Source organism: Mesorhizobium sp. ESP-6-2 (assembly GCF_020164675.1).
Lineage (GTDB): Bacteria > Pseudomonadota > Alphaproteobacteria > Rhizobiales > Rhizobiaceae > Mesorhizobium.
Genome location: NZ_JAIUGT010000001.1, coordinates 348,432 through 367,437, shown reverse-complemented (window position 1 = coordinate 367,437; position 19,006 = coordinate 348,432). Strand labels below are relative to the sequence as shown.

The following is a 19,006-nucleotide window of genomic DNA, read 5'->3' as shown; positions in this document are numbered from 1 at the left end:
TCTTGGGGCGCTCAGCGGCCGCCGCTGACATTCAGGATCGCGCCGGTCGTATAGGACGCGGCATCGGACAACAGGTAGAGAACCGCGCCCGCGACTTCATTTGCGGTGCCGGCTCTTTTCATCGGCAGAAGGTCGCGGAACCGTTCTATCCGGTCCGGCTGTCCACCCGAGGCATGGATTTCGGTATCGATGATGCCCGGCCGCACCGCATTGACGCGGATGCCTTCCAGCGCCACCTCGCGGGCGAGCCCGATGGTGAAGGTGTCGATCGCGCCCTTGGACGCGGCGTAGTCGACATATTCGCCCGGCGAGCCCAGAACTGCCGCAGCCGACGAGATGTTGACGATGGATCCACCCGACCCACCGTGACGGCTCGACATCCGCTTCACCGCTTCGCGGGCGCAGAGGAACGACCCCACCACGTTGATGCGCATCATGCGCTCCAGCCGTGAGACATCCATCTCGTCGATACGCGCCTTGACATCGACGATGCCGGCATTGTTGACGAAAGCATCGAGCCGGCCATAGGTGCGGTCGACGGCTTCAAACATGGCAACGACATCGGATTCGACGCCGACATCGCCCCTGACCGCAAAGGCCTCGCCGCCTGCGGCCTTGATTTCGCCGACCAGCGCCTCGGCGGCTGTCTGGTTGGAGGCGTAGTTGACCGCTACGCGATAGCCAGCCTTCGATCCGAGCCTACAAATGGCGGCGCCGATGCCGCGGCTGCCGCCGGTGACAAGCAGCACCTTTTGCGTTTCACTCATTCCTGGCATCCATTCAAGGCAAACACATCCGACGGCACTTTCGAAAACCCGCCGCCGCCATAGGCGGTGGATTGATGCAACACCGGACCGAGATCGGGCAGGATCAGCGTCTTCGGTGCGTCGACGCCTTCGGCCGGCAACAGGCCGATGCCGCCCCTGTCATCCGACGTATAGATGACGCCGTTCCACAAGGTGCAGGCGGCAAGCTCGGTGCCGGTCACGTCGCCTGCCGGGCATTTGTACATCAGCGCCCCGTTCGGCCGCGAAACACCTTCGTTCCATTGGACGATGCCGTTCAGCACCACATTGTTGTCGAGGATCAAGCGGAACGTGTTGGTGACGGTCGCCGACGTGCCGGTCGGGGCAAAATCGATCTCACTGCCGCTCTGGGCATCGCCGTAGACGGCGAGTTCGATCGGGCATGCGGCATTAGCGTGGACGGCGGCGAATGCCATACCGGCCGCCAGCGCTATCGGTCTGGCGGGCCCAGGGAACAGGGGCATTATTGGCTACTCCGACCGCGAGCCGCCATCCGACCGCCTCACAGATCAAGCACCAGCCGTTCCGGATCCTCCAGGCTTTCCTTGACGCGCACCAGAAAGGTGACCGCTTCCTTGCCGTCGACGATGCGGTGATCGTAGCTCAGCGCCAGATACATCATCGGCCGGATCACGATCTGGCCGCCGACCACCACAGGCCGGTCCTGGATCTTGTGCATGCCCAGAATGCCCGACTGCGGCGCGTTGAGGATCGGCGTCGACATCAGCGACCCGTAGACGCCGCCGTTGGAAATCGTGAACGTGCCGCCCTGCATGTCGGCGACCGACAGCTTGCCGTCTCGCGCGGCGATGCCGAGCCGGCCGATCTCCTTCTCGATCTCGGCGATAGACATCTGGTCGGCATCGCGCACCACCGGAACGACCAGACCCTTCTCGGTGCCGACGGCGACGCCGATATGGGCGTAGTTCTTGAAGATGATATCGGTGGCGTCGATCTCGGCGTTGACCGAGGGGATTTCCTTCAGCGCGTGCGTGACGGCCTTGGTGAAGAAACCCATGAAGCCGAGCTTCACGCCGTGCTTCTTCTCGAACACGTCCTTGTACTTGGTCCTGAGCGCCATCACCGCTGACATGTCGACCTCGTTGAAGGTGGTGAGCATGGCGGCGGTCGACTGCGCTTCCTTGAGCCGGCGCGCGATGGTCTGGCGCAGCTTGGTCATGCGCACGCGCTCTTCGCGTGCCGCATCGTCACCCGACGAGGGCGCGCGGGCCACCGCTGGCGCGGCGGGTGCGGGCGCCGCCTTCGGCGTCTCGGCCGGCTGCGAAGGCGCGCCCTTGGAGATGGCATCGAGCACGTCGCCCTTCAGCACCTGGCCGCGCTTGCCCGAACCGGAAAGCTGGTCGACCGACAGATTGTTTTCGGCGATCAGTTTCGCCGCCGCCGGCGCGGGCGGCATGGCGCGCGGCTCGACCGGGCCGGCGTCACCGGCGACCTTGGCGGTCTCGGCGGCGGCCTGCTTGGTGGTCTGCGCCGCGTCGGGGCTGGATGCCTGCGCCACGGCTTGCGGCTTGGTCACTGGTGCGGCGGCGCCGCCGGCCGAAATCGAGCCCAGAAGCGCGCCGACCCCGACTGTCTCGCCTTCCTTGGCCGCGATCTCGCCCAAGGTTCCAGCGCCCGGCGAGGGAACCTCGACGGTCACCTTGTCGGTTTCGAGCTCGACCAGCGGCTCGTCGGCGGCAATGGCATCGCCCACCTTCTTGAACCATTTGCCGATGGTCGCCTCGGTGACGGATTCGCCGAGAGTGGGAACGCGGATTTCGGTAGCCATTGTGCCTGTCCGTTTCTGTCTGTCTGTTCTATTCGCTCAACTCTGCCTACTCGCCGAGCGCGTCTTCGAGCAAGGCGGCGAGCTGGGCGAGATGCTTGGACATAAGCCCGGTCGCCGGCGAGGCGGATGCCGGCCGGCCGGTGTAGCGCACCCGCTGGTGCTTGGCGTCGATATGCGCCAGCACCCATTCCAGATACGGGTCGATGAACGACCAGGCGCCCATGTTCTTGGGCTCCTCCTGGCACCACACCATTTCGGCATTGCGGAAGCGCGACAATTCGGTGATCAGCGCCTTGGCCGGGAACGGGTAGAGCTGTTCGACGCGCAGCAGATAGATGTCGTTGATGCCGCGCTTCTCGCGCTCCTCATAAAGGTCGTAGTAAACCTTGCCCGAGCACAGCACGACACGGCGGATCTTGGAATCCTTGGTCAGCTTGATGGCCTGGTTGGGCAGGAGCTGGGCATCGTCCCACAACAGCCGGTGGAACGAGCTTTCGCCCGACATTTCCGGCAGCGTCGACACCGCCCGCTTGTGGCGCAGCAGTGATTTCGGCGTCATCAGGATCAGCGGCTTGCGGAAATCGCGCTTCAACTGCCGGCGCAGTATGTGGAAGTAGTTGGCCGGCGTCGTGCAGTTGGCCACTTGCATGTTGTCTTCGGCGCAGAGCTGGAGGAAACGCTCGAGCCGGGCAGACGAATGTTCCGGCCCCTGGCCTTCATAGCCATGCGGCAGCAGGCAGACGAGGCCCGACATTCTGAGCCACTTGCGCTCTCCGCTGGATATGAACTGGTCGAACACCACCTGGGCGCCATTGGCGAAGTCGCCGAACTGCGCTTCCCACAGCGTCAGCGCCTTCGGCTCGGCCAGGCTGTAGCCATATTCGAAGCCGAGCACGGCTTCTTCGGACAGCATCGAGTTGATGACCTCATAGCCGGCCTGCGCCGCCGACAGATTGTTGAGCGGGATATAGCGAGTCTCGTCGCGCTGGTCGTAGAGCACGGAATGGCGCTGCGAGAAGGTGCCGCGCTCCGAATCCTGCCCGGAGAGGCGGATCGGGTTGCCGTCGAGCAGGATGGCGCCGAAGGCCAGCGCCTCGGCCGTCGACCAGTCGATGCCTTCCCCGGATTCGATGGCCTGGCGGCGGTTTTCGAGGAAGCGGATGATCGTCTTGTGCGCCTCGAAATCCTTCGGCACCTCGGTCAGCTTCTTGCCGATCTCCTTCAGCGTCTTGACCGGCACCGCGGTCTTGCCGCGTCTTGTTTCATCCTGGTTGTCGGCGGTGCGCAAGCCCGACCAGGCGCCATCGAGCCAGTCCGCCTTGTTGGGCTTGTAGTGTTGGCCGACTTCCCATTCGGATTCCAGATGCTCGCGCCAGTCGGCCTTGAGCTTGTCGAACTCGGCCTGGGTCATGTGGCCTTCGGCGATGAGCCGGTCGGCATAGATCTGCACCGTCGTCTTATGGGTGCGGATGTTGCGATACATGATCGGCTGCGTGAAGGCCGGCTCGTCGCCTTCATTATGGCCGAAGCGGCGATAGCAGAACATGTCGACCACGACCGGCTTGTGGAACTTCATGCGGAATTCGATCGCCACCTTGGCGGCGTGCACCACGGCTTCCGGATCGTCGCCGTTGACGTGGAAGATCGGCGCCTCGATCATCTTGGCGACGTCGGACGGATAGGGCGACGAGCGCGAGAAGCGCGGATTGGTGGTGAAGCCGATCTGGTTGTTGATGATGAAATGCAGCGTGCCGGCGACGCGGTGGCCGCGCAGGCCCGACAGGCCGAGGATCTCGGCAATCACGCCCTGGCCGGCAAAGGCGGCGTCGCCATGCAGCAAAAGCGGCAGCACCTTGGCCCGCTCTTCCAGAGGCACGATCTCCTCGCGGCCACGGCCGAACAGATAGTCCTGTTTGGCGCGCGCCTTGCCCATCACCACCGGGTCGACGATTTCCAGATGCGAGGGGTTGGCGGTCAGCGACAGGTGCACCTTGTTGCCGTCGAACTCGCGGTCCGACGAGGCGCCGAGATGGTATTTGACGTCGCCCGAGCCCTCGACCTCGTCGGGCGCGGCCGAGCCGCCCTTGAATTCATGGAAGATGGCGCGATGCGGTTTGGCCATCACCTGGGAGAGCACGTTGAGGCGGCCGCGATGCGCCATGCCGAGCACGATCTCCTTCAGCCCGAGCTGGCCGCCGCGCTTGACGATCTGCTCCAGCGCCGGGATCAGCGCTTCGCCGCCGTCGAGGCCGAAGCGCTTGGTACCCTTGAACTTGACGTCGGCGAACTGCTCGAAACCCTCGGCCTCGATCAGCTTCTGCAGGATAGCCTTCTTGCCGGTCGCGGTGAAGGAGATCTCCTTGTCGGCGCCCTCGATGCGCGCCTGGATCCACGCTTTCTCTTCCGGATCGGAGATATGCATGAACTCGACGCCCAGCGTCGAGCAATAGGTGCGGGTCAGGATGTCGAGCATCTGACGGATGGTGCCGAATTCGAGCCCGAGCACATTGTCGAGGAAGATCGGCCGGTCGTAGTCGGCTTCGGTGAAGCCGTAATTCTCCGGCGACAGCTCGTTATAATCCTCGAGCGTGGCGATGCCGAGCGGATCGAGATTGGCGTGCAGATGGCCGCGCATGCGATAGGCGCGGATCATCATGATGGCGCGCACGGAATCGCGCGTCGCCTGGTGCACGTCGGCGTCGGACGGGACGGCGCCGTTGACGGCAGCCTTCTCCTTGACCTTCTTTTCGATGTGCTTTTCGACCAAGCCCCAATTGCCGTCGAGCGCCGACACCAGCTCGCCATTGGCCTGCATCGGCCAGGAAGGCTTGGCCCAAGAGGCGCCCTTGGCGTTCTTGCGGACATCCCCGGCATCGTCCTTCAGGCCGGCGAAGAACTCCTGCCATTCGGGATTGACCGAGGCTGGATCATCCTCATAGGCAGCATAAAGCGCGTCGATATAATCGGCATTGCCGCCATAGAGGAAAGAGGTGAGCGAAAATTGGTCGTTGGCCTGATCTTGTCGTGCCATCTTTGTCTGCGGAGCCTGGCTCCGTCTCCTTTCGAGGGGAATAGTGAGTAGTCAGTAGTGAGTAGGAAAATGAAGGCTTTCCCGTTCAACTGCTACTCACCCGTTTTTCCCTTTTCACTACTCACTATTGACTATTCACTAGCCCTTAATCGCCTCGACCAGCGTCGTGCCCAGCCGGGCCGGCGATGGCGAAACTTTTATCCCGGCCGATTCCATTGCCGCGATCTTGTCTTCGGCGCCGCCCTTGCCGCCCGAGATGACCGCGCCCGCATGGCCCATGGTGCGGCCGGCCGGCGCCGTGCGTCCGGCGATGAAGCCGGCCATCGGCTTGCGGCGGCCGCGTTTGGCCTCGTCCTTGAGAAACTGCGCGGCGTCTTCCTCGGCCGAGCCGCCGATCTCGCCGATCATGATGATCGACTTGGTCTCGTCGTCGGCGAGGAACATTTCGAGCACGTCGATGAATTCGGTGCCTTTGACGGGGTCGCCACCGATGCCGACGGCGGTGGTCTGGCCGAGGCCGACATTGGTGGTCTGGAACACGGCTTCATAGGTAAGCGTTCCCGAGCGCGAAACAACACCGACCGAACCCTTGCGGAAGATGTTCCCGGGCATGATGCCGATCTTGCATTCGTCGGGGGTGAGCACGCCGGGACAGTTCGGACCGATCAGCCGCGACGTCGAACGGTCGAGCCGCGCCTTGACCTTGATCATGTCCATGACAGGTATGCCTTCGGTGATGCAGACGATGAGCGGGATTTCGGCCTCGATGGCCTCGATGATGGCTTCGGCAGCACCCGCCGGCGGCACATAGACGACGGAAGCGTTGGCCCCGGTCTTGGCCTTGCCCTCGGCGACGGTGGCGAAGATCGGCAGGTTCTCGCCCTTGGCGCCGGTCCAGGTCTCGCCGCCCTTCTTGGGATGGATGCCGCCGACCATCTTGGTCCCGTGATAGGCCAGCGCCTGCTCGGTGTGGAACGTGCCGGTCTTACCGGTCAGGCCCTGCACGAGCACCTTGGTGTTCTTGTCGACGAGAATGGACATTTTTTGCGACCTGATCAGTGTGTGCGGAAGGGGTTGATGGCAACCACGGAACCGTAGCTCTGTCCGTGGTGGAGGTCTTCGGTGTAAAGTTTTTTGACGCCAAGGCGCTCGGCTGCGGCGATGATTGCGCCGTCCCAATAAGAAATCCGATACCGCTGCGCATTCTCAATGCCGCGCATGACGACCGCGCTGTCCAAATCCTGGCAAGGCTTCATGGAGATCGCGGCAACCCACTCGGCCGCTTTCGCTGGCGCCAGCACGACATCCGCTCTTTTGGTCACGTTCACATAAAACTCTTGCAGTACCTGGGCTGAGGTCGAGTAGTCTTCCTTGGCGATCAACTCCACGGCGCGCTCATATTTCGTACGCTCGGATTTGTGCCCGATCGCCGCATAAACGAGAACGTTGGTGTCAAGGAAGCACTCAGCGATCATAGAGAGCTTCCCGGTTCCACTTGCTGCTGCCCATGTCTCCTGCCGCCTCGCGGGCGAGCCTCAGCAGCGCTTGCCGTGCCTCGTCCTTGGCATGGCGTTTCGCCGCCACCGCTGCAAAAAACTCTCGCACCATACCATTGACGGTAGTTCGCTGTTCGGCGGCCGTCAGTTTGACCTGCTCCAGAATCTCTTCCTCGACGGCCAGGGTGATATTCTTCATGTCTCTTTTTCTCCTGCTATGCCACACAGTATATGTGTAACTGTGGCCATCGCAAGTCAAAGCCGCTTCAGGTCGGCGACGGTGAGATCGCTCTTGGCGTTGCCGGTGTTGAGCGTCGTCGCCGGCTCGAACATCAGCACCACCGGCTCCGGTGTCAGCGAACGCGGCCGGTGCTCGACGCCGCGCGGCACGACGATGAAATCGCCTTCGCCGAGCTCGACCGGACCGTCGCGGAAATCGATAGCGATGCGGCCGCGCAGCACGAGGAAGGCTTCGTCTTCATCGTCATGGGCGTGCCAGTCGAAGACATCGCCGAACTTGGCGATCTTGACCTGGGCGTCATTGACGTCGCCGGCGATGTGCGGATCGAACACGTTGTCGATCTTCGCATCCGCCGCTTCGACGAGGTTTATCTTGCGCGGAGGCACTTGATCAGCCCTTCACCGCCGCCACGATCTTCTTGGCGGCGTCGTCGAGATCGTCGGCCGACACGACGTTGAGGCCGCTGTCGTTGATGATCTTCTTGCCGAGTTCGGCATTGGTGCCTTCAAGGCGCACGACCAGCGGCACTTTCAGCCCGACTTCCTTGACAGCGGCGATAACGCCCTCAGCGATGATGTCGCATTTCATGATGCCGCCGAAGATGTTGATCAGGATGCCCTTGACCGCCGGATCCCTGGTGATGATCTTGAAGGCCGCCGTCACCTTTTCCTTCGACGCGCCGCCGCCGACGTCGAGGAAGTTGGCCGGCTCGGCGCCGTAGAGCTTGATGATGTCCATCGTCGCCATGGCGAGGCCTGCGCCATTGACCATGCAGCCGATATTGCCGTCGAGCGCGACATAGGCGAGGTCATATTTCGACGCCTCGATTTCTTTCTCGTCCTCTTCGGTGGTGTCGCGCAGTTCGAGCACATCCGGGTGGCGAAACAGCGCGTTGTTGTCGAACGACACCTTGGCGTCGAGGACGCGCAGCCGGCCGTTCTTCATGACGATCAGGGGATTGACCTCGAGCAGGCTCATGTCCTTCTCGACGAAGGCCTTGTAGAGGATCGGGAACAGCGTGCCGCCATCCTTGGCCGCGTCTCCGTCGAGCTTCAGCGCGGCATTGAGCTTCTTCACATCCTCCGCCGTGACGCCCTTTTCCGGGTCGATGGCGACGGTGATGATCTTTTCCGGCGTGTCGTGGGCGACCGCCTCGATGTCCATGCCGCCTTCGGTCGAGACCACGAAGGCGATGCGGCCGACCGATCGATCGACCAGGATCGACAGGTAGAGCTCGCGGTCGATATCGGCGCCGTCCTCGATATAGAGTCGGTTGACCTGCTTGCCGGTCGGGCCGGTCTGCTTGGTCACCAGCGTGTGGCCGAGCATCTCGTTGGCGTTGGCGACGACGTCGGCGACCGACTTGGCCAGCCGCACGCCGCCCTTGGCGTCGGGCCCGAGCTCCTTGAACTTGCCCTTGCCGCGGCCGCCGGCATGGATCTGGCTCTTCACCACATAGAGCGGGCCGGGCAGCGCCTTGGCGGCGGCTTCCGCCTCATCAGCCTTGAACACCGGCACGCCTTGGGCCACCGGCGCGCCAAAGCTCTTCAGCAGCGCCTTGCCTTGATACTCATGGATGTTCATCTGGAGCGTCTCCGGATCAGCTGCTGGGGTTCACTTCGAGGCGAGTTGCGGCGCGATCTTGACGCAGGCCTCGGTCAGGCCCTGCACCGCCGCTACCGAGCTATCGAACATCTTCTGCTCTGGCTTGGAAAGCTCGATCTCGATGACGCGCTCGACGCCACCGGCGCCGATCACCACGGGAACGCCGACATAGGTGTTCTTCACGCCATACTGGCCGGAAAGATGAGCCGCGCAAGGCAACACACGCTTCTTGTCCTTGAGATAGGCTTCGGCCATCGAGATCGCCGATGCGGCCGGCGCATAATAGGCCGAGCCGGTCTTCAACAGGCCGACGATCTCGGCGCCGCCATCGCGGGTGCGCTGCACGATCTGGTCGAGCTTCTCCTTCGAGGTCCAGCCCATCTTGACGAGATCGGGCAGAGGAATGCCTGCAACCGTCGAATAGCGGATCATCGGCACCATGGAATCGCCATGGCCGCCGAGCACGAAGGCGGTGACGTCCTCGACCGAAACCTTGAATTCCTCGGCCAGGAAATAGCGGAAGCGGGCGCTGTCGAGCACGCCGGCCATGCCCACGACATGGGTGTTGGGCAGGCCGGAAAACTTCTGCAGCGCCCAGACCATCGCATCCAACGGATTGGTGATGCAGATGACGAACGCCTTCGGCGCGTACTTCTTCAGGCCGGCGCCGACCTGTTCCATGACCTTGAGATTGATGCCGAGCAGATCGTCGCGGCTCATGCCCGGCTTGCGCGGCACGCCGGCGGTGACGATGCAGACGTCCGCCCCCTCGATGCCGGCATAGTCGTTGACGCCCGTCAGCCTGGAATCGAACCCGTCGACCGGCGACGATTGCGCGATATCGAGCCCCTTGCCCTGCGGGATGCCTTCGGCAATATCGAACAGAACCACGTCGCCGAGGTCCTTGAGGCCGATCATGTGAGCGAGCGTGCCGCCGATCATGCCAGAGCCGATAAGCGCTATCTTGTTGCGTGCCATGTCAGGATAGTTTCCCTTTGTTCGTGATGTCGCTCAAATCGCTGACGATCTGATGACGGCGTCGAGGAAGAGACCGGAATGCTGCGGGGATCCCGCGAGATTTCGCCGCACCCAATAGCCCCGGCGCCGCTTAAATTCAAACGATTATTTTGGAGCGAGCGTTTTCAATCGGTTAGAGTGACTGGGATTTACGTAAACGTAAAAGTTTTGAACTCGACTGGAGAGAATTTACACGATGAAGATGGAGATCGTAAGACTTGAGGCCGGCGATGACGCCCTTGTGATGCGGGTCGCCGACGATGTGTTCGACGAACCGGTCACGCCGCATCGATTGGCAGCCTATCTCAGGGAACCCGGCCATTTCATGGTCGTGGCGCTCGCCGACGGCCTGACCGTCGGTCAATGCGCCGCGGTCATCCACCGTCATCCCGACAAGGTGACGGAGCTCTACATCGACGAAGTCGGCGTATCGTCGGCCTTCCAGCGCCAGGGCATCGCGCGAAAGATGCTCGATGCGATGTTTGCGATCGGCAGGGAGAATGGCTGCGAAGAAGCCTGGGTCGGCACCGAGCCGGACAACCGTGCCGCCCGCGCGCTTTACGAGTCGCGGAAGGAACCGCACGGTCCAGCGGAAGATTTCGTGATGTATGTATACGACTTGTAGGGCTCTCATAGCAGGAGCCGTACGGATCAGCCTTTGAAGGACCCGTCGGCTGGTTCTAGGCTTGCGCCTGCGTTTCGGTCGGCGTCGCCTTCGCCTTCCGCCGCTCCGCCCAATCCTCCAGCCAGTCGCGGCTCTGCATCTCGATCAGCCGCGAAGCCGTGCGTTCGAACTCGAACACCTCGACGCCGCGCTTGGCCACATAGAGTTGCTGCGGCGGCGCCTCCGCGCTCACCACCAGCTTGGTGTGATGGTCGTAGAGCGTGTCGACCAGGAGGATGAAGCGTTTGGCTTCGTTGCGCCTGCCTTCACCCAGCACCGGGATGTGGTCGATAAAGACGGTCGAGAAGCGGTCGGCAAGGACCAGATAGTCGCGCGCGCCGAGCGGTTTCTCGCACAGATCGGCGAAGGAAAATCGCGCGGCGTCGCCGGCGGCGCGCGGAACGGCGAGCTGCCGGCCCTTTATGGCAAGCGACGTCTCGACCGTCGGCGCGCCGCGCGTCACCGTTTGCCAAGCCGCGTCCAGCGCCTCATCGGCCGCCGCGTCGGCGGGCGTGACATAGACCGGCGTACGGGCAAGCTTTTCCAGCCGATAGTCCTTGTCGGCATCGAGCGAGAGCACCTGCGCATGCCGTTCCAATATGCCGATGAAGGGCAGGAAAAGCTGACGGTTCAGCCCATCGCGATAGAGGTTCTCCGGCGCTACGTTCGACGTCGCCACCAGCACCACACCGCTGGCGAACAGCGCCGAAAACAGCCGGGACAGGATCATCGCATCGGCGATGTCGGTGACCGAGAACTCGTCGAAACACAGTACCCAGGCCTGTTCGGCAAGCGCCCGCGCCACCGGCGGAATCGGGTCGTCTTCCCTCACTGTGCCGTCCTTGCGCTCCTGCCGGTGCTTCTGGATGCGGTCCTGCACCTCGGCCATGAAGTCGTTGAAATGCACGCGGCGCTTGCGCCGGACCGGCAGCAGCTCGAAGAACAAGTCCATCAACATGGTCTTGCCGCGGCCGACGCCGCCATGGATGTAGAGGCCCTTGACCGCCTCGTGCGTCTCGCGCCTGCGGGCGAAGAGCCAGCCAAGCGCGCTCGATTTGTGCGCCAGCCGCTTCACCGAAATCTCTGATACCAGCCGGTCGAGAGCGGTGACGATCCGCTCCTGCGCCGGATCGCGCTCGATGGCACCGGTGTCGACCAGATGGTCGTAACGCTGCCTGACGGTCACATGGGTCTGGAGGCCGTCACGCAGATGCATAGGTCACGTCGTTGTCGAGGGGCTTGGCTTACCTTGTAAGCGAGATCGGCAGGCCATTGGAAGTCTGGCCGTCGAATTTTGAGCCGCCCGAGGAATAGAGCCGTGCCAGCGTGCCGCCATTCTCATCGTAAAGCGTCAACTGCTTGCCGGCGACGTTCCATGACTTGATGCCGTCGATTGGCGCCGGGCAATGCAGCGGTCCGGCGCGGAAGCCGGCGCCGAATTTGGTCTGCGGCGTCGCCACCTTGCAGCTCTGGCCGGAAACGCTGGCGTTCCATACGCCGGCGACACTGGCCGCGGTCAGGTCCGGCGCGCCCGCCGGCGCCGAACCGTCCGGCGGCAAGGAGGCGACCTGGCTGTTCTGCGGCGCGGTCGGGAATTGCGACGGATCGGTGGTGCCGGGAGAGGCCGGAGGCGGCAACTGGTTGGCCGTCACCTGACCGGACGGCGCCGGCTGCAGCGGCGCCGGCTGCTGGTCGTCCATCGAGGAAAACCGAGAGGTTGAGCAGCCGCTCGCAACGAGCGCCGCCAGCGATACGGCCACCAGGCCCGTTTTCGAAAAAGTCATTCCAACCTCCGTCGGATCCGGCGGGGCTGCCGTCCGCACAATGTCACCCTCCACCAAGATGGAGAAGGTGGCGAAATTTCAACCCGATATGGTTAAAATAGGGTTTGCGCCAAGAATTGTTGCAAATTTATCGCAATCATCCGGCCAGCGGAGCGCTTGGCACGAATATATAGCCGTCCGGCCCGACGACATAGCTCTCGCGCAGGCCGTGCGGCTTGTCGACCGCCCCGGCCAGCACGATATGGCCATGACCGCGCGCGGCGGCCTCGACCGCATCCGGGTCGGCGCCGTAAAGACGCAGTTCGATGCCGGCGCCGCGTGTCTCGGCGCCGGCGATCGTCGAGCCGGCCGCCGGGGCCGTTGGCATTTGGCCGGCAAACGCTTGCGCCAGCCGGCACAGGGCTTATCTCTATCAAAACGAAATTCGCTGGAGCTGCAAATTGGCTGCGAGACCGAAAGCCGCCAATCGCTATTACAACGGCCCGCCCAGCGATCATTTCGACGGAACCTTGTTCTTCAATCCCGGCGGCCAGCCGCCGGCGCGCTTCGCCGATCTGCTGAAATGGCAGTTCAACGGCCAACGCTCGAAATGGCCAGCGACCAATCCGAGTCCCTTTCCGCAGGCAAAGCCGCCCGCACGTGTCGAGGGTGCCGGCCTGATCGTGACCATGGTCGGTCATTCCACGCTGCTGGTCCAGACCGCGGGCCTGAACATCCTCACCGACCCGGTATGGTCGCTGCGGGCTTCGCCGTTCTCCTTCATTGGGCCGAAACGCGTCAATGCGCCGGGCATCGCCCTGGCCGACCTGCCGCCGATCGATCTCGTGCTGGTCAGCCACAACCATTACGACCATCTCGACATCGCGACACTGAGGCAGCTCAAGGCCAGGCACGACCCGCTGGTGGTGAGCCCGTTCGGCAATGACGTGCTCATTGGCGGGGCGGTTCCGGGCACGCGGCTGTCGGCGCATGACTGGGGCGACAGGGTCGACATCGGCGATGGCGTGGCCGTCCATGTCGAGCCGGCACATCACTGGTCGGCACGCGGCACACGCGACCGGCGCATGGCGCTGTGGGCCGGCTTCGTCATCGAGACGCCGGCCGGCCGGATCTATTTCGCCGGCGATACCGGTTTCCACGACGGCATCAACTACCGGCTCATGGCTCATAAGCACGGCGGCTTTCGCTTCGCCATTCTGCCGATCGGCGCCTATGAGCCACGCTGGTTCATGGCCTCTCAGCACCAGGATCCGCGGGAGGCAGTCGAAGGCATGAAGCTTTGCAACGCCGCCTATGCCGCCGGCTGTCATTGGGGCACGTTCCAGCTCACCGATGAACCGGTCGACGAGCCGGCACGCAAGCTCGACGAGGCGCTGGAGGCCCAGGGCCTGCCGCCGGAGCGTTTTCGCGCCTTGCGGCCGGGCGAGGTCTGGGATGTGCCGCAGATCTGACCGGGGCCGGTTGCGGCCACGGAACCCAAGCGCCACCGGCGCGTTTGTAGGAGGGGTCAAATTCTATCGCTCGGCGAGGCATTTCCATGCTCAGATGGATCATCATTCTCCTGATTATCGCCGCCGCTGCCAGCCTGCTCGGCATGCCGGCATTAGCAGGTGCGGCCGCCACCGGCGCGCGCATCCTGATCGGCATCGTGCTGATCATCTTCCTGCTGATCCTGCTCGGGGTCTTCGCCGTCACCTGAAGGCGCGATGCACTGGTAATTCCCGCCCTTTTCCGCCATATAGCGGCAAACAGCACGGAATGACCGGAAGAAATGGCAGGCACCGCCCCCTTCGCCAAGATGAACGGCATCGGCAACGAGATCATCGTTGCCGATATGCGTGGCCGTGCCGATCGAGTGATGCCGGCAGCGGCGATCATGCTCAACGCCGATGTCTCGACGCGGTTCGACCAGATCATGGCGATCCATGACGCGCGGACGCCGGGTACGGCCTATTTCATCGACATATTGAATTCGGACGGCTCGGGCGCGCAGGCCTGCGGCAACGGCATGCGCTGCGTCGTCCAGGCGCTGGCGGCCGAGACCGGACAAAAGACATTCACCTTCGAGACCGTCGCCGGAATCCTCAACGCGCAGGAACATGCCGACGGTTCGATTTCGGTCGACATGGGCATGCCGCGCTTCGGCTGGCGGGACATTCCGCTCGCCGAGGAGTTTCGCGATACCCGCATGATCGAATTGCAGGTCGGCCCGATCGACGCCCCGGTACTGCATTCGCCCTCGGTCGTCTCCATGGGCAATCCGCATGCCATCTTCTGGGTCGACCGCGACGTCTGGTCCTACGAACTCGACCGCTTCGGACCGCTGCTCGAAAACCATCCGATCTTCCCCGAGCGCGCCAACATCACCATCGCGCAGGTAAGCTCGCCCGACAGCATGATCATCCGCACCTGGGAACGTGGCGCCGGCCTGACCAAGGCTTGCGGCACGGCGTCCTGCGCCGCCGTCGTGGCTGCCGCCCGCACCCGGCGCACCGGGCGCAGCGTCAATCTGCTGACCCCGGGCGGCGGCTCGCTGCATGTGGAATGGCTCGAAAACGACCATGTCATCCTGACCGGTGCGGCCGAATGGGAATTTTCCGGCAGCTTCGATCCCTCGAACGGCGCCTGGGCGCGCGACACCGAGAGCGCGGCCTGATGCCCGCTCATTCCAGGGATGTCGATGATGCGGCGAAGGGCCCCAATCGCATCGAAATGGTGACCTTCGGCTGCCGGCTGAACACTTATGAATCCGAGGTGATGCGGCGCGAGGCCGAAACTGCGGGCCTCGGTGCGCTGGCCGGCGGCGCCGTCATCTTCAACACCTGCGCCGTCACTTCGGAAGCGGTGCGCCAGGCCAAGCAGGCGATCCGCAAGGCGCGCCGCGAAAACCCGCAAGTGCGCATCATCGTTACCGGCTGCGCGGCGCAGACCGAGCCGCAGAACTTCGCTGCCATGGATGAGGTCGATCTCGTCCTCGGCAATGAGGAGAAGCTGAAGGCCAATTCCTATCGCGCGCTGCCGGATTTCGGCGTCAACGACAGCGAAAAGGCGCGCGTCAATGACATCTTCTCCGTACGCGAGACCGCCGGCCATATGGTCGATGCCATCGAGGGCAGGGCACGCGCCTTCGTGCAGGTGCAGAATGGCTGCGACCACCGCTGCACCTTCTGCATCATCCCCTATGGTCGCGGCAATTCACGCTCGGTGCCGATGGGCGCCGTGGTCGAGCAGGTCAAGCGGCTCACCGGCAACGGCTATGCCGAGATCGTGCTGACCGGCGTCGACATGACCAGTTTCGGCGCCGACCTGCCGGGCGCACCGAAACTCGGCAGGCTGGTGAAGACCATCCTGCGCCAGGTGCCGGACGTGAAGCGCCTGCGCCTCTCCTCCATCGATTCCATCGAGGCCGACGACGATTTGCTCGACGCCATCGCCACCGAGCCGCGGCTGATGCCGCATCTGCATCTGTCGCTGCAATCGGGCGACGACATGATTTTGAAGCGCATGAAGCGCCGGCATCTGCGCGATCAGTCGATCCGCTTCTGCGAAGACGTGCGCAAACTGCGCCCCGACGTCGTCTTCGGCGCCGACATCATTGCCGGCTTCCCGACCGAGACGGAAGCGATGTTCGAAAATTCGGCAAAGATCGTCGAGGAATGCGGGCTGACCCACCTGCACGTCTTTCCGTTTTCGCCGCGCGAAGGCACGCCCGCCGCGCGCATGCCGCAGGTCCGCCGCGAAGTGGTCAAGCAGCGCGCTGCCCGCCTGCGCGCCGCCGGCGAGACTGCATATCGCCGCCATCTGTCGTCGCTTTCCGGAACGCGCCAGTCGATCCTGATCGAGCGCGACGGGCTCGGCCGCACCGAAGGGTTTACGCTTGCCGCGCTCGCCACCGGCGCGCCGGGCGAGATCGTTGAAGCAACAGTCACCGGCCATGACGGCGCCCGGCTGATCGCGGTTCCGCTTGCCGCCCGCGCCGCCTGAGAAACGCAAGAGATGGCCGGGTTTTTCAAGAAAATATTTTCGTTCGGCAAGAAGGAGGTCGTCGAAGAGCGCGTCGACGAGACCGCCCCGCTGCCGCCGATCAAATGGGATCAGCTCGAAGCGCTGAAGCCGGCGGCCGAACAGGTCGTTCCGGAATTCCTGAAGCGGGAGGAGATCCAGGCTCAGCCTGCCGTCGAGCCCGCGCCGCCCGAGGAACCGACACCCGAGCCTGCCCCGGCCATCCCGCCGGTGCCGGAGCCGACCGTTCCGCCCGAGCCGAAACGCCTGCCGGAGCCGCGGCCGGAAGAGGAACCGGCACCGACGCCCGAGCGCCCGGAGCCGCCGACCCCCGAGGAAGTTCCGACGCCTCCGGTCATTCCGGAGCCTGCGCCCGAACCGCGGCCGCAGGAGGTACCGCCACCAGCGCCCGTCGAGCCGGAAATTGTCCCGTCGCGTCCGGAGCAGCTGCCGGAACCGGCACCCGTCGAAGTGCCGACGCCCGTCGAAGTTCCGATCGAGACACCGGCGCCAGTCGAGATACCGCCGACACCGTCTTCCGCGCAGCCTTCACAGGCCGGCGCCGCCCCTCATCCGCCTGCCGGCACCTTCTCCCCGTATAGTGACGGGGAGAAGGAAGAAGCTGCAACGCCAACGCCTCCCTCTCCCCGTCCTTCACGGGAAGAGGGTAAGGGTGAGAGGCAGCGCCGACCTGTCGAGAACCTGGCACCCAGTGCCGAAACCGCCGCCGAAATCTCGCCGCCAATTCGCCAGCCTGCGCCGATCGAGCCGCAGCCTGTGCGCGCCGAAATCGCGCCGGAACCTGAGGCAGTTCCCGCGCCGAAGCCCACACCCTCCCCCGTCAAGGTGACGGTCGCGAAAAAAGTGGAGCAGAAGGCCGAGCCGCGGAAGGCGCCGGAGCCGGCGGCGCGGCGCTCCTGGTTCCAGCGCATGCGGGACGGGCTTGCCCGGTCCTCGCGCGAATTGTCGGGCAACATTGCCGGCGTCTTCACCAAGCGCAAGCTCGACGACGACACGTTGCAGGACCTGGAGGACGTGCTGATCCGCGCCGATCTCGGACTGGAGACCGCCTTGCGCGTCACCGATGCGCTGGCCGCCAGCCGCTACGGCAAGGATGTTTCCGACGCCGAGGTCCGCGCCGTGATGGCGCAGGAGGTGGAGAAGGTGCTGACTCCCGTCGCCCTGCCGCTGGAACTCGACCTCAGCCACAAGCCGCATGTCATCCTGGTGGTCGGCGTCAACGGCACCGGCAAGACCACGACCATCGGCAAGTTGGCGGCCAAACTGACCGATGGCGGCCTGTCGGTGATGCTGGCCGCCGGCGACACGTTCCGCGCCGCCGCCATCGAGCAGCTCAAGATCTGGGGCGAGCGGACGAAATCGCCGGTCATCGCCTCCAAGCTCGGCGCCGATGCCGCCGGTCTCGCCTACGATGCCTTCGAGAAGGCGAAGGAAGCCGGCTCAGACGTGCTGATCATCGACACGGCCGGCCGCCTGCAGAACAAGGCCGAGCTGATGGCGGAGCTTGAGAAGATCGTGCGCGTGCTGGGCAAGCTCGATCCGGAAGCGCCGCACACCGTGCTGCAGACGGTCGACGCCACAACCGGCCAGAACGCGCTCAACCAGGTCGAGATCTTCCGCAACATAGCCGGCGTCAACGGCCTGGTGATGACCAAGCTGGACGGCACGGCGCGTGGCGGTATTCTGGTGGCGATCGCGGCAAAACACAGATTGCCGGTCTATTTCATCGGCGTCGGCGAACAGGTCGACGACCTCGAACCGTTCTCGGCAAGCGAATTCGCCCGGGCGATCGCTGGCGTTGCGTAACGGCATGATCCCGGAAGTTGCCTCAACCGGATCGTGCGTAAGAAGGAAGATATGAACCCACCCATTCTCGAACGCGATCCGTCCGACCCGCAGAAAGAGAAGAAGGAAGGCGTCAACCCGCTGCTCAAGCTCGTTCTCGAGCTAGGGCCGCTGCTGGTGTTCTTTTTCGCCAATGCGCGAGGCGAATGGCTGACGCAGAAATTCCCGGCGCTGGCTGAATTCGGCGGCCCGATCTTCGTCGCCACCGGCCTCTTCATGGCCGCCACCGCGATCGCGCTGGTCGCGTCCTGGCTGCTGACGCGCACCTTGCCGATCATGCCGATGGTGTCGGGCGTCGTCGTCTTCATCTTCGGCGCGCTGACGCTTTATCTGCAGGACGACATCTTCATCAAGATGAAGCCGACCATCGTCAACACGCTGTTCGGCGGCGTGCTGCTCGGAGGGTTGTTCTTCGGCAGATCTCTGCTCGGCTACGTCTTCAATTCCGCCTTCAGGCTCGATGCCGAGGGCTGGAGAAAACTCACCTTTCGCTGGGGCCTGTTCTTCCTGTTCCTGGCCATCGTCAACGAGGTGGTGTGGCGGAATTTTTCCACCGATGCCTGGGTTACCTTCAAGGTCTGGGGCATCATGCCGATCACGCTTCTGTTCACCTTCAGCCAGATGCCGCTGATCCTGCGCCATTCGCTGGACGACAAGGCCGGCGGCGAAGAGAAGGCCGGCAAATAAGGCTTGCCAATAGGGGGG

20 protein-coding genes are annotated in these 19,006 nt (G+C 63.8%); 7 read left to right on the top strand and 13 right to left on the bottom strand.

Annotated elements, in window-relative coordinates:
* Positions 1–11: 11 nt before the first annotated feature.
* From LB532_RS01815 to mdh, 10 genes are all read right to left on the bottom strand, one after another.
* Positions 12–767 (bottom strand): SDR family oxidoreductase, encoded by a 756-nt coding sequence (locus tag LB532_RS01815; protein WP_224556317.1) that lies wholly within the window; start codon positions 765–767, stop codon positions 12–14.
* The gene (locus LB532_RS01810) at positions 764–1,270 is read right to left on the bottom strand and encodes a hypothetical protein (protein ID WP_140641064.1); all 507 of its coding nucleotides are present in this window, start codon (positions 1,268–1,270) and stop codon (positions 764–766) included. The genes LB532_RS01815 and LB532_RS01810 overlap by 4 nt, the downstream gene beginning before the upstream one ends.
* A gap of 38 nt (positions 1,271–1,308) precedes the next feature.
* On the bottom strand, positions 1,309–2,595 hold the full coding sequence (gene odhB, locus LB532_RS01805; RefSeq protein ID WP_140641066.1) for a 2-oxoglutarate dehydrogenase complex dihydrolipoyllysine-residue succinyltransferase: 1,287 nt from the start codon (positions 2,593–2,595) through the stop codon (positions 1,309–1,311).
* A gap of 46 nt (positions 2,596–2,641) precedes the next feature.
* Positions 2,642–5,626, bottom strand: coding sequence for a 2-oxoglutarate dehydrogenase E1 component (locus LB532_RS01800; RefSeq protein WP_140641068.1), 2,985 nt, complete (start codon positions 5,624–5,626; stop codon positions 2,642–2,644).
* A 138-nt stretch (positions 5,627–5,764) separates the two neighbouring features.
* Entirely contained in the window at positions 5,765–6,667 is a 903-nt protein-coding gene (sucD, locus tag LB532_RS01795; protein WP_140518080.1) for a succinate--CoA ligase subunit alpha, read from the bottom strand.
* Between the two features lie 14 nt (positions 6,668–6,681).
* Positions 6,682–7,101, bottom strand: coding sequence for a PIN domain-containing protein (locus LB532_RS01790; protein ID WP_140641070.1), 420 nt, complete (start codon positions 7,099–7,101; stop codon positions 6,682–6,684).
* Complete coding sequence (locus tag LB532_RS01785; RefSeq protein WP_140641072.1) at positions 7,091–7,321, bottom strand: hypothetical protein; 231 nt, start codon at positions 7,319–7,321, stop codon at positions 7,091–7,093. The genes LB532_RS01790 and LB532_RS01785 overlap by 11 nt, the downstream gene beginning before the upstream one ends.
* Before the next feature lie 56 nt (positions 7,322–7,377).
* Entirely contained in the window at positions 7,378–7,749 is a 372-nt protein-coding gene (locus LB532_RS01780) for a cupin domain-containing protein (protein WP_140641074.1), read from the bottom strand.
* Between the two features lie 4 nt (positions 7,750–7,753).
* Positions 7,754–8,947, bottom strand: coding sequence for an ADP-forming succinate--CoA ligase subunit beta (sucC, locus tag LB532_RS01775; RefSeq protein WP_140641075.1), 1,194 nt, complete (start codon positions 8,945–8,947; stop codon positions 7,754–7,756).
* 30 nt (positions 8,948–8,977) lie between these two features.
* The gene (gene mdh, locus LB532_RS01770; RefSeq protein ID WP_140492808.1) at positions 8,978–9,946 is read right to left on the bottom strand and encodes a malate dehydrogenase; all 969 of its coding nucleotides are present in this window, start codon (positions 9,944–9,946) and stop codon (positions 8,978–8,980) included.
* 235 nt (positions 9,947–10,181) lie between these two features.
* On the opposite strand from mdh, the gene LB532_RS01765 reads away from it, so the two are divergent.
* Complete coding sequence (locus LB532_RS01765; protein ID WP_140641076.1) at positions 10,182–10,610, top strand: GNAT family N-acetyltransferase; 429 nt, start codon at positions 10,182–10,184, stop codon at positions 10,608–10,610.
* Positions 10,611–10,665: 55 nt separating this feature from the next.
* Here LB532_RS01765 and zapE read toward each other — a convergent pair whose 3' ends face one another.
* From zapE to LB532_RS01750, 3 genes are all read right to left on the bottom strand, one after another.
* Entirely contained in the window at positions 10,666–11,865 is a 1,200-nt protein-coding gene (gene zapE / locus LB532_RS01760; protein WP_140641077.1) for a cell division protein ZapE, read from the bottom strand.
* A 28-nt stretch (positions 11,866–11,893) separates the two neighbouring features.
* Positions 11,894–12,433 carry a protease inhibitor Inh/omp19 family protein gene (locus tag LB532_RS01755; protein ID WP_140550731.1) on the bottom strand — a complete coding sequence of 180 codons (540 nt, stop codon included), beginning with the start codon at positions 12,431–12,433 and terminating at the stop codon, positions 11,894–11,896.
* A gap of 136 nt (positions 12,434–12,569) precedes the next feature.
* Positions 12,570–12,800 (bottom strand): hypothetical protein, encoded by a 231-nt coding sequence (locus LB532_RS01750; protein WP_224556313.1) that lies wholly within the window; start codon positions 12,798–12,800, stop codon positions 12,570–12,572.
* 73 nt (positions 12,801–12,873) lie between these two features.
* Here LB532_RS01750 and LB532_RS01745 point away from each other — a divergent pair, with 73 nt between their 5' ends.
* The 6 genes from LB532_RS01745 (at position 12,874) to LB532_RS01720 (ending at position 18,988) form a co-directional block, all read left to right on the top strand.
* Positions 12,874–13,884: an MBL fold metallo-hydrolase gene (locus tag LB532_RS01745; protein ID WP_140641079.1), complete on the top strand. Its 1,011-nt coding sequence runs from the start codon at positions 12,874–12,876 to the stop codon at positions 13,882–13,884.
* Between the two features lie 86 nt (positions 13,885–13,970).
* A complete protein-coding gene (locus tag LB532_RS01740) occupies positions 13,971–14,132 on the top strand; it encodes a DUF1328 family protein (protein ID WP_140550734.1) in 162 nt (53 codons plus the stop codon).
* Positions 14,133–14,204: 72 nt separating this feature from the next.
* Positions 14,205–15,089, top strand: coding sequence for a diaminopimelate epimerase (gene dapF, locus LB532_RS01735; protein ID WP_140641081.1), 885 nt, complete (start codon positions 14,205–14,207; stop codon positions 15,087–15,089).
* On the top strand, positions 15,089–16,417 hold the full coding sequence (mtaB, locus tag LB532_RS01730) for a tRNA (N(6)-L-threonylcarbamoyladenosine(37)-C(2))-methylthiotransferase MtaB (RefSeq protein ID WP_140641083.1): 1,329 nt from the start codon (positions 15,089–15,091) through the stop codon (positions 16,415–16,417). Before dapF ends, mtaB begins: the two co-directional genes overlap by 1 nt.
* A 12-nt stretch (positions 16,418–16,429) precedes the next feature.
* Positions 16,430–18,262 (top strand): signal recognition particle-docking protein FtsY, encoded by a 1,833-nt coding sequence (ftsY, locus tag LB532_RS01725; RefSeq protein WP_140641085.1) that lies wholly within the window; start codon positions 16,430–16,432, stop codon positions 18,260–18,262.
* Positions 18,263–18,313: 51 nt separating this feature from the next.
* Positions 18,314–18,988 carry a septation protein A gene (locus LB532_RS01720; RefSeq protein WP_140641087.1) on the top strand — a complete coding sequence of 225 codons (675 nt, stop codon included), beginning with the start codon at positions 18,314–18,316 and terminating at the stop codon, positions 18,986–18,988.
* Positions 18,989–19,006 lie beyond the last annotated feature (18 nt).

Bases quoted from the DNA above. Each gene is read 5' to 3' on its own strand.
- LB532_RS01815 (WP_224556317.1), bottom strand. From the start codon at position 767: ATGAGTGAAACGCAAAAGGTGCTGCTTGTCACCGGCGGCAGCCGCGGC.
- LB532_RS01810 (WP_140641064.1), bottom strand. From the start codon at position 1,270: ATGCCCCTGTTCCCTGGGCCCGCCAGACCGATAGCGCTGGCGGCCGGT.
- odhB (WP_140641066.1), bottom strand. From the start codon at position 2,595: ATGGCTACCGAAATCCGCGTTCCCACTCTCGGCGAATCCGTCACCGAG.
- LB532_RS01800 (WP_140641068.1), bottom strand. From the start codon at position 5,626: ATGGCACGACAAGATCAGGCCAACGACCAATTTTCGCTCACCTCTTTC.
- sucD (WP_140518080.1), bottom strand. From the start codon at position 6,667: ATGTCCATTCTCGTCGACAAGAACACCAAGGTGCTCGTGCAGGGCCTG.
- LB532_RS01790 (WP_140641070.1), bottom strand. From the start codon at position 7,101: ATGATCGCTGAGTGCTTCCTTGACACCAACGTTCTCGTTTATGCGGCG.
- LB532_RS01785 (WP_140641072.1), bottom strand. From the start codon at position 7,321: ATGAAGAATATCACCCTGGCCGTCGAGGAAGAGATTCTGGAGCAGGTC.
- sucC (WP_140641075.1), bottom strand. From the start codon at position 8,947: ATGAACATCCATGAGTATCAAGGCAAGGCGCTGCTGAAGAGCTTTGGC.
- mdh (WP_140492808.1), bottom strand. From the start codon at position 9,946: ATGGCACGCAACAAGATAGCGCTTATCGGCTCTGGCATGATCGGCGGC.
- LB532_RS01765 (WP_140641076.1), top strand. From the start codon at position 10,182: ATGAAGATGGAGATCGTAAGACTTGAGGCCGGCGATGACGCCCTTGTG.
- zapE (WP_140641077.1), bottom strand. From the start codon at position 11,865: ATGCATCTGCGTGACGGCCTCCAGACCCATGTGACCGTCAGGCAGCGT.
- LB532_RS01755 (WP_140550731.1), bottom strand. From the start codon at position 12,433: ATGACTTTTTCGAAAACGGGCCTGGTGGCCGTATCGCTGGCGGCGCTC.
- LB532_RS01750 (WP_224556313.1), bottom strand. From the start codon at position 12,800: ATGCCAACGGCCCCGGCGGCCGGCTCGACGATCGCCGGCGCCGAGACA.
- LB532_RS01740 (WP_140550734.1), top strand. From the start codon at position 13,971: ATGCTCAGATGGATCATCATTCTCCTGATTATCGCCGCCGCTGCCAGC.
- dapF (WP_140641081.1), top strand. From the start codon at position 14,205: ATGGCAGGCACCGCCCCCTTCGCCAAGATGAACGGCATCGGCAACGAG.
- mtaB (WP_140641083.1), top strand. From the start codon at position 15,089: ATGCCCGCTCATTCCAGGGATGTCGATGATGCGGCGAAGGGCCCCAAT.
- ftsY (WP_140641085.1), top strand. From the start codon at position 16,430: ATGGCCGGGTTTTTCAAGAAAATATTTTCGTTCGGCAAGAAGGAGGTC.
- LB532_RS01720 (WP_140641087.1), top strand. From the start codon at position 18,314: ATGAACCCACCCATTCTCGAACGCGATCCGTCCGACCCGCAGAAAGAG.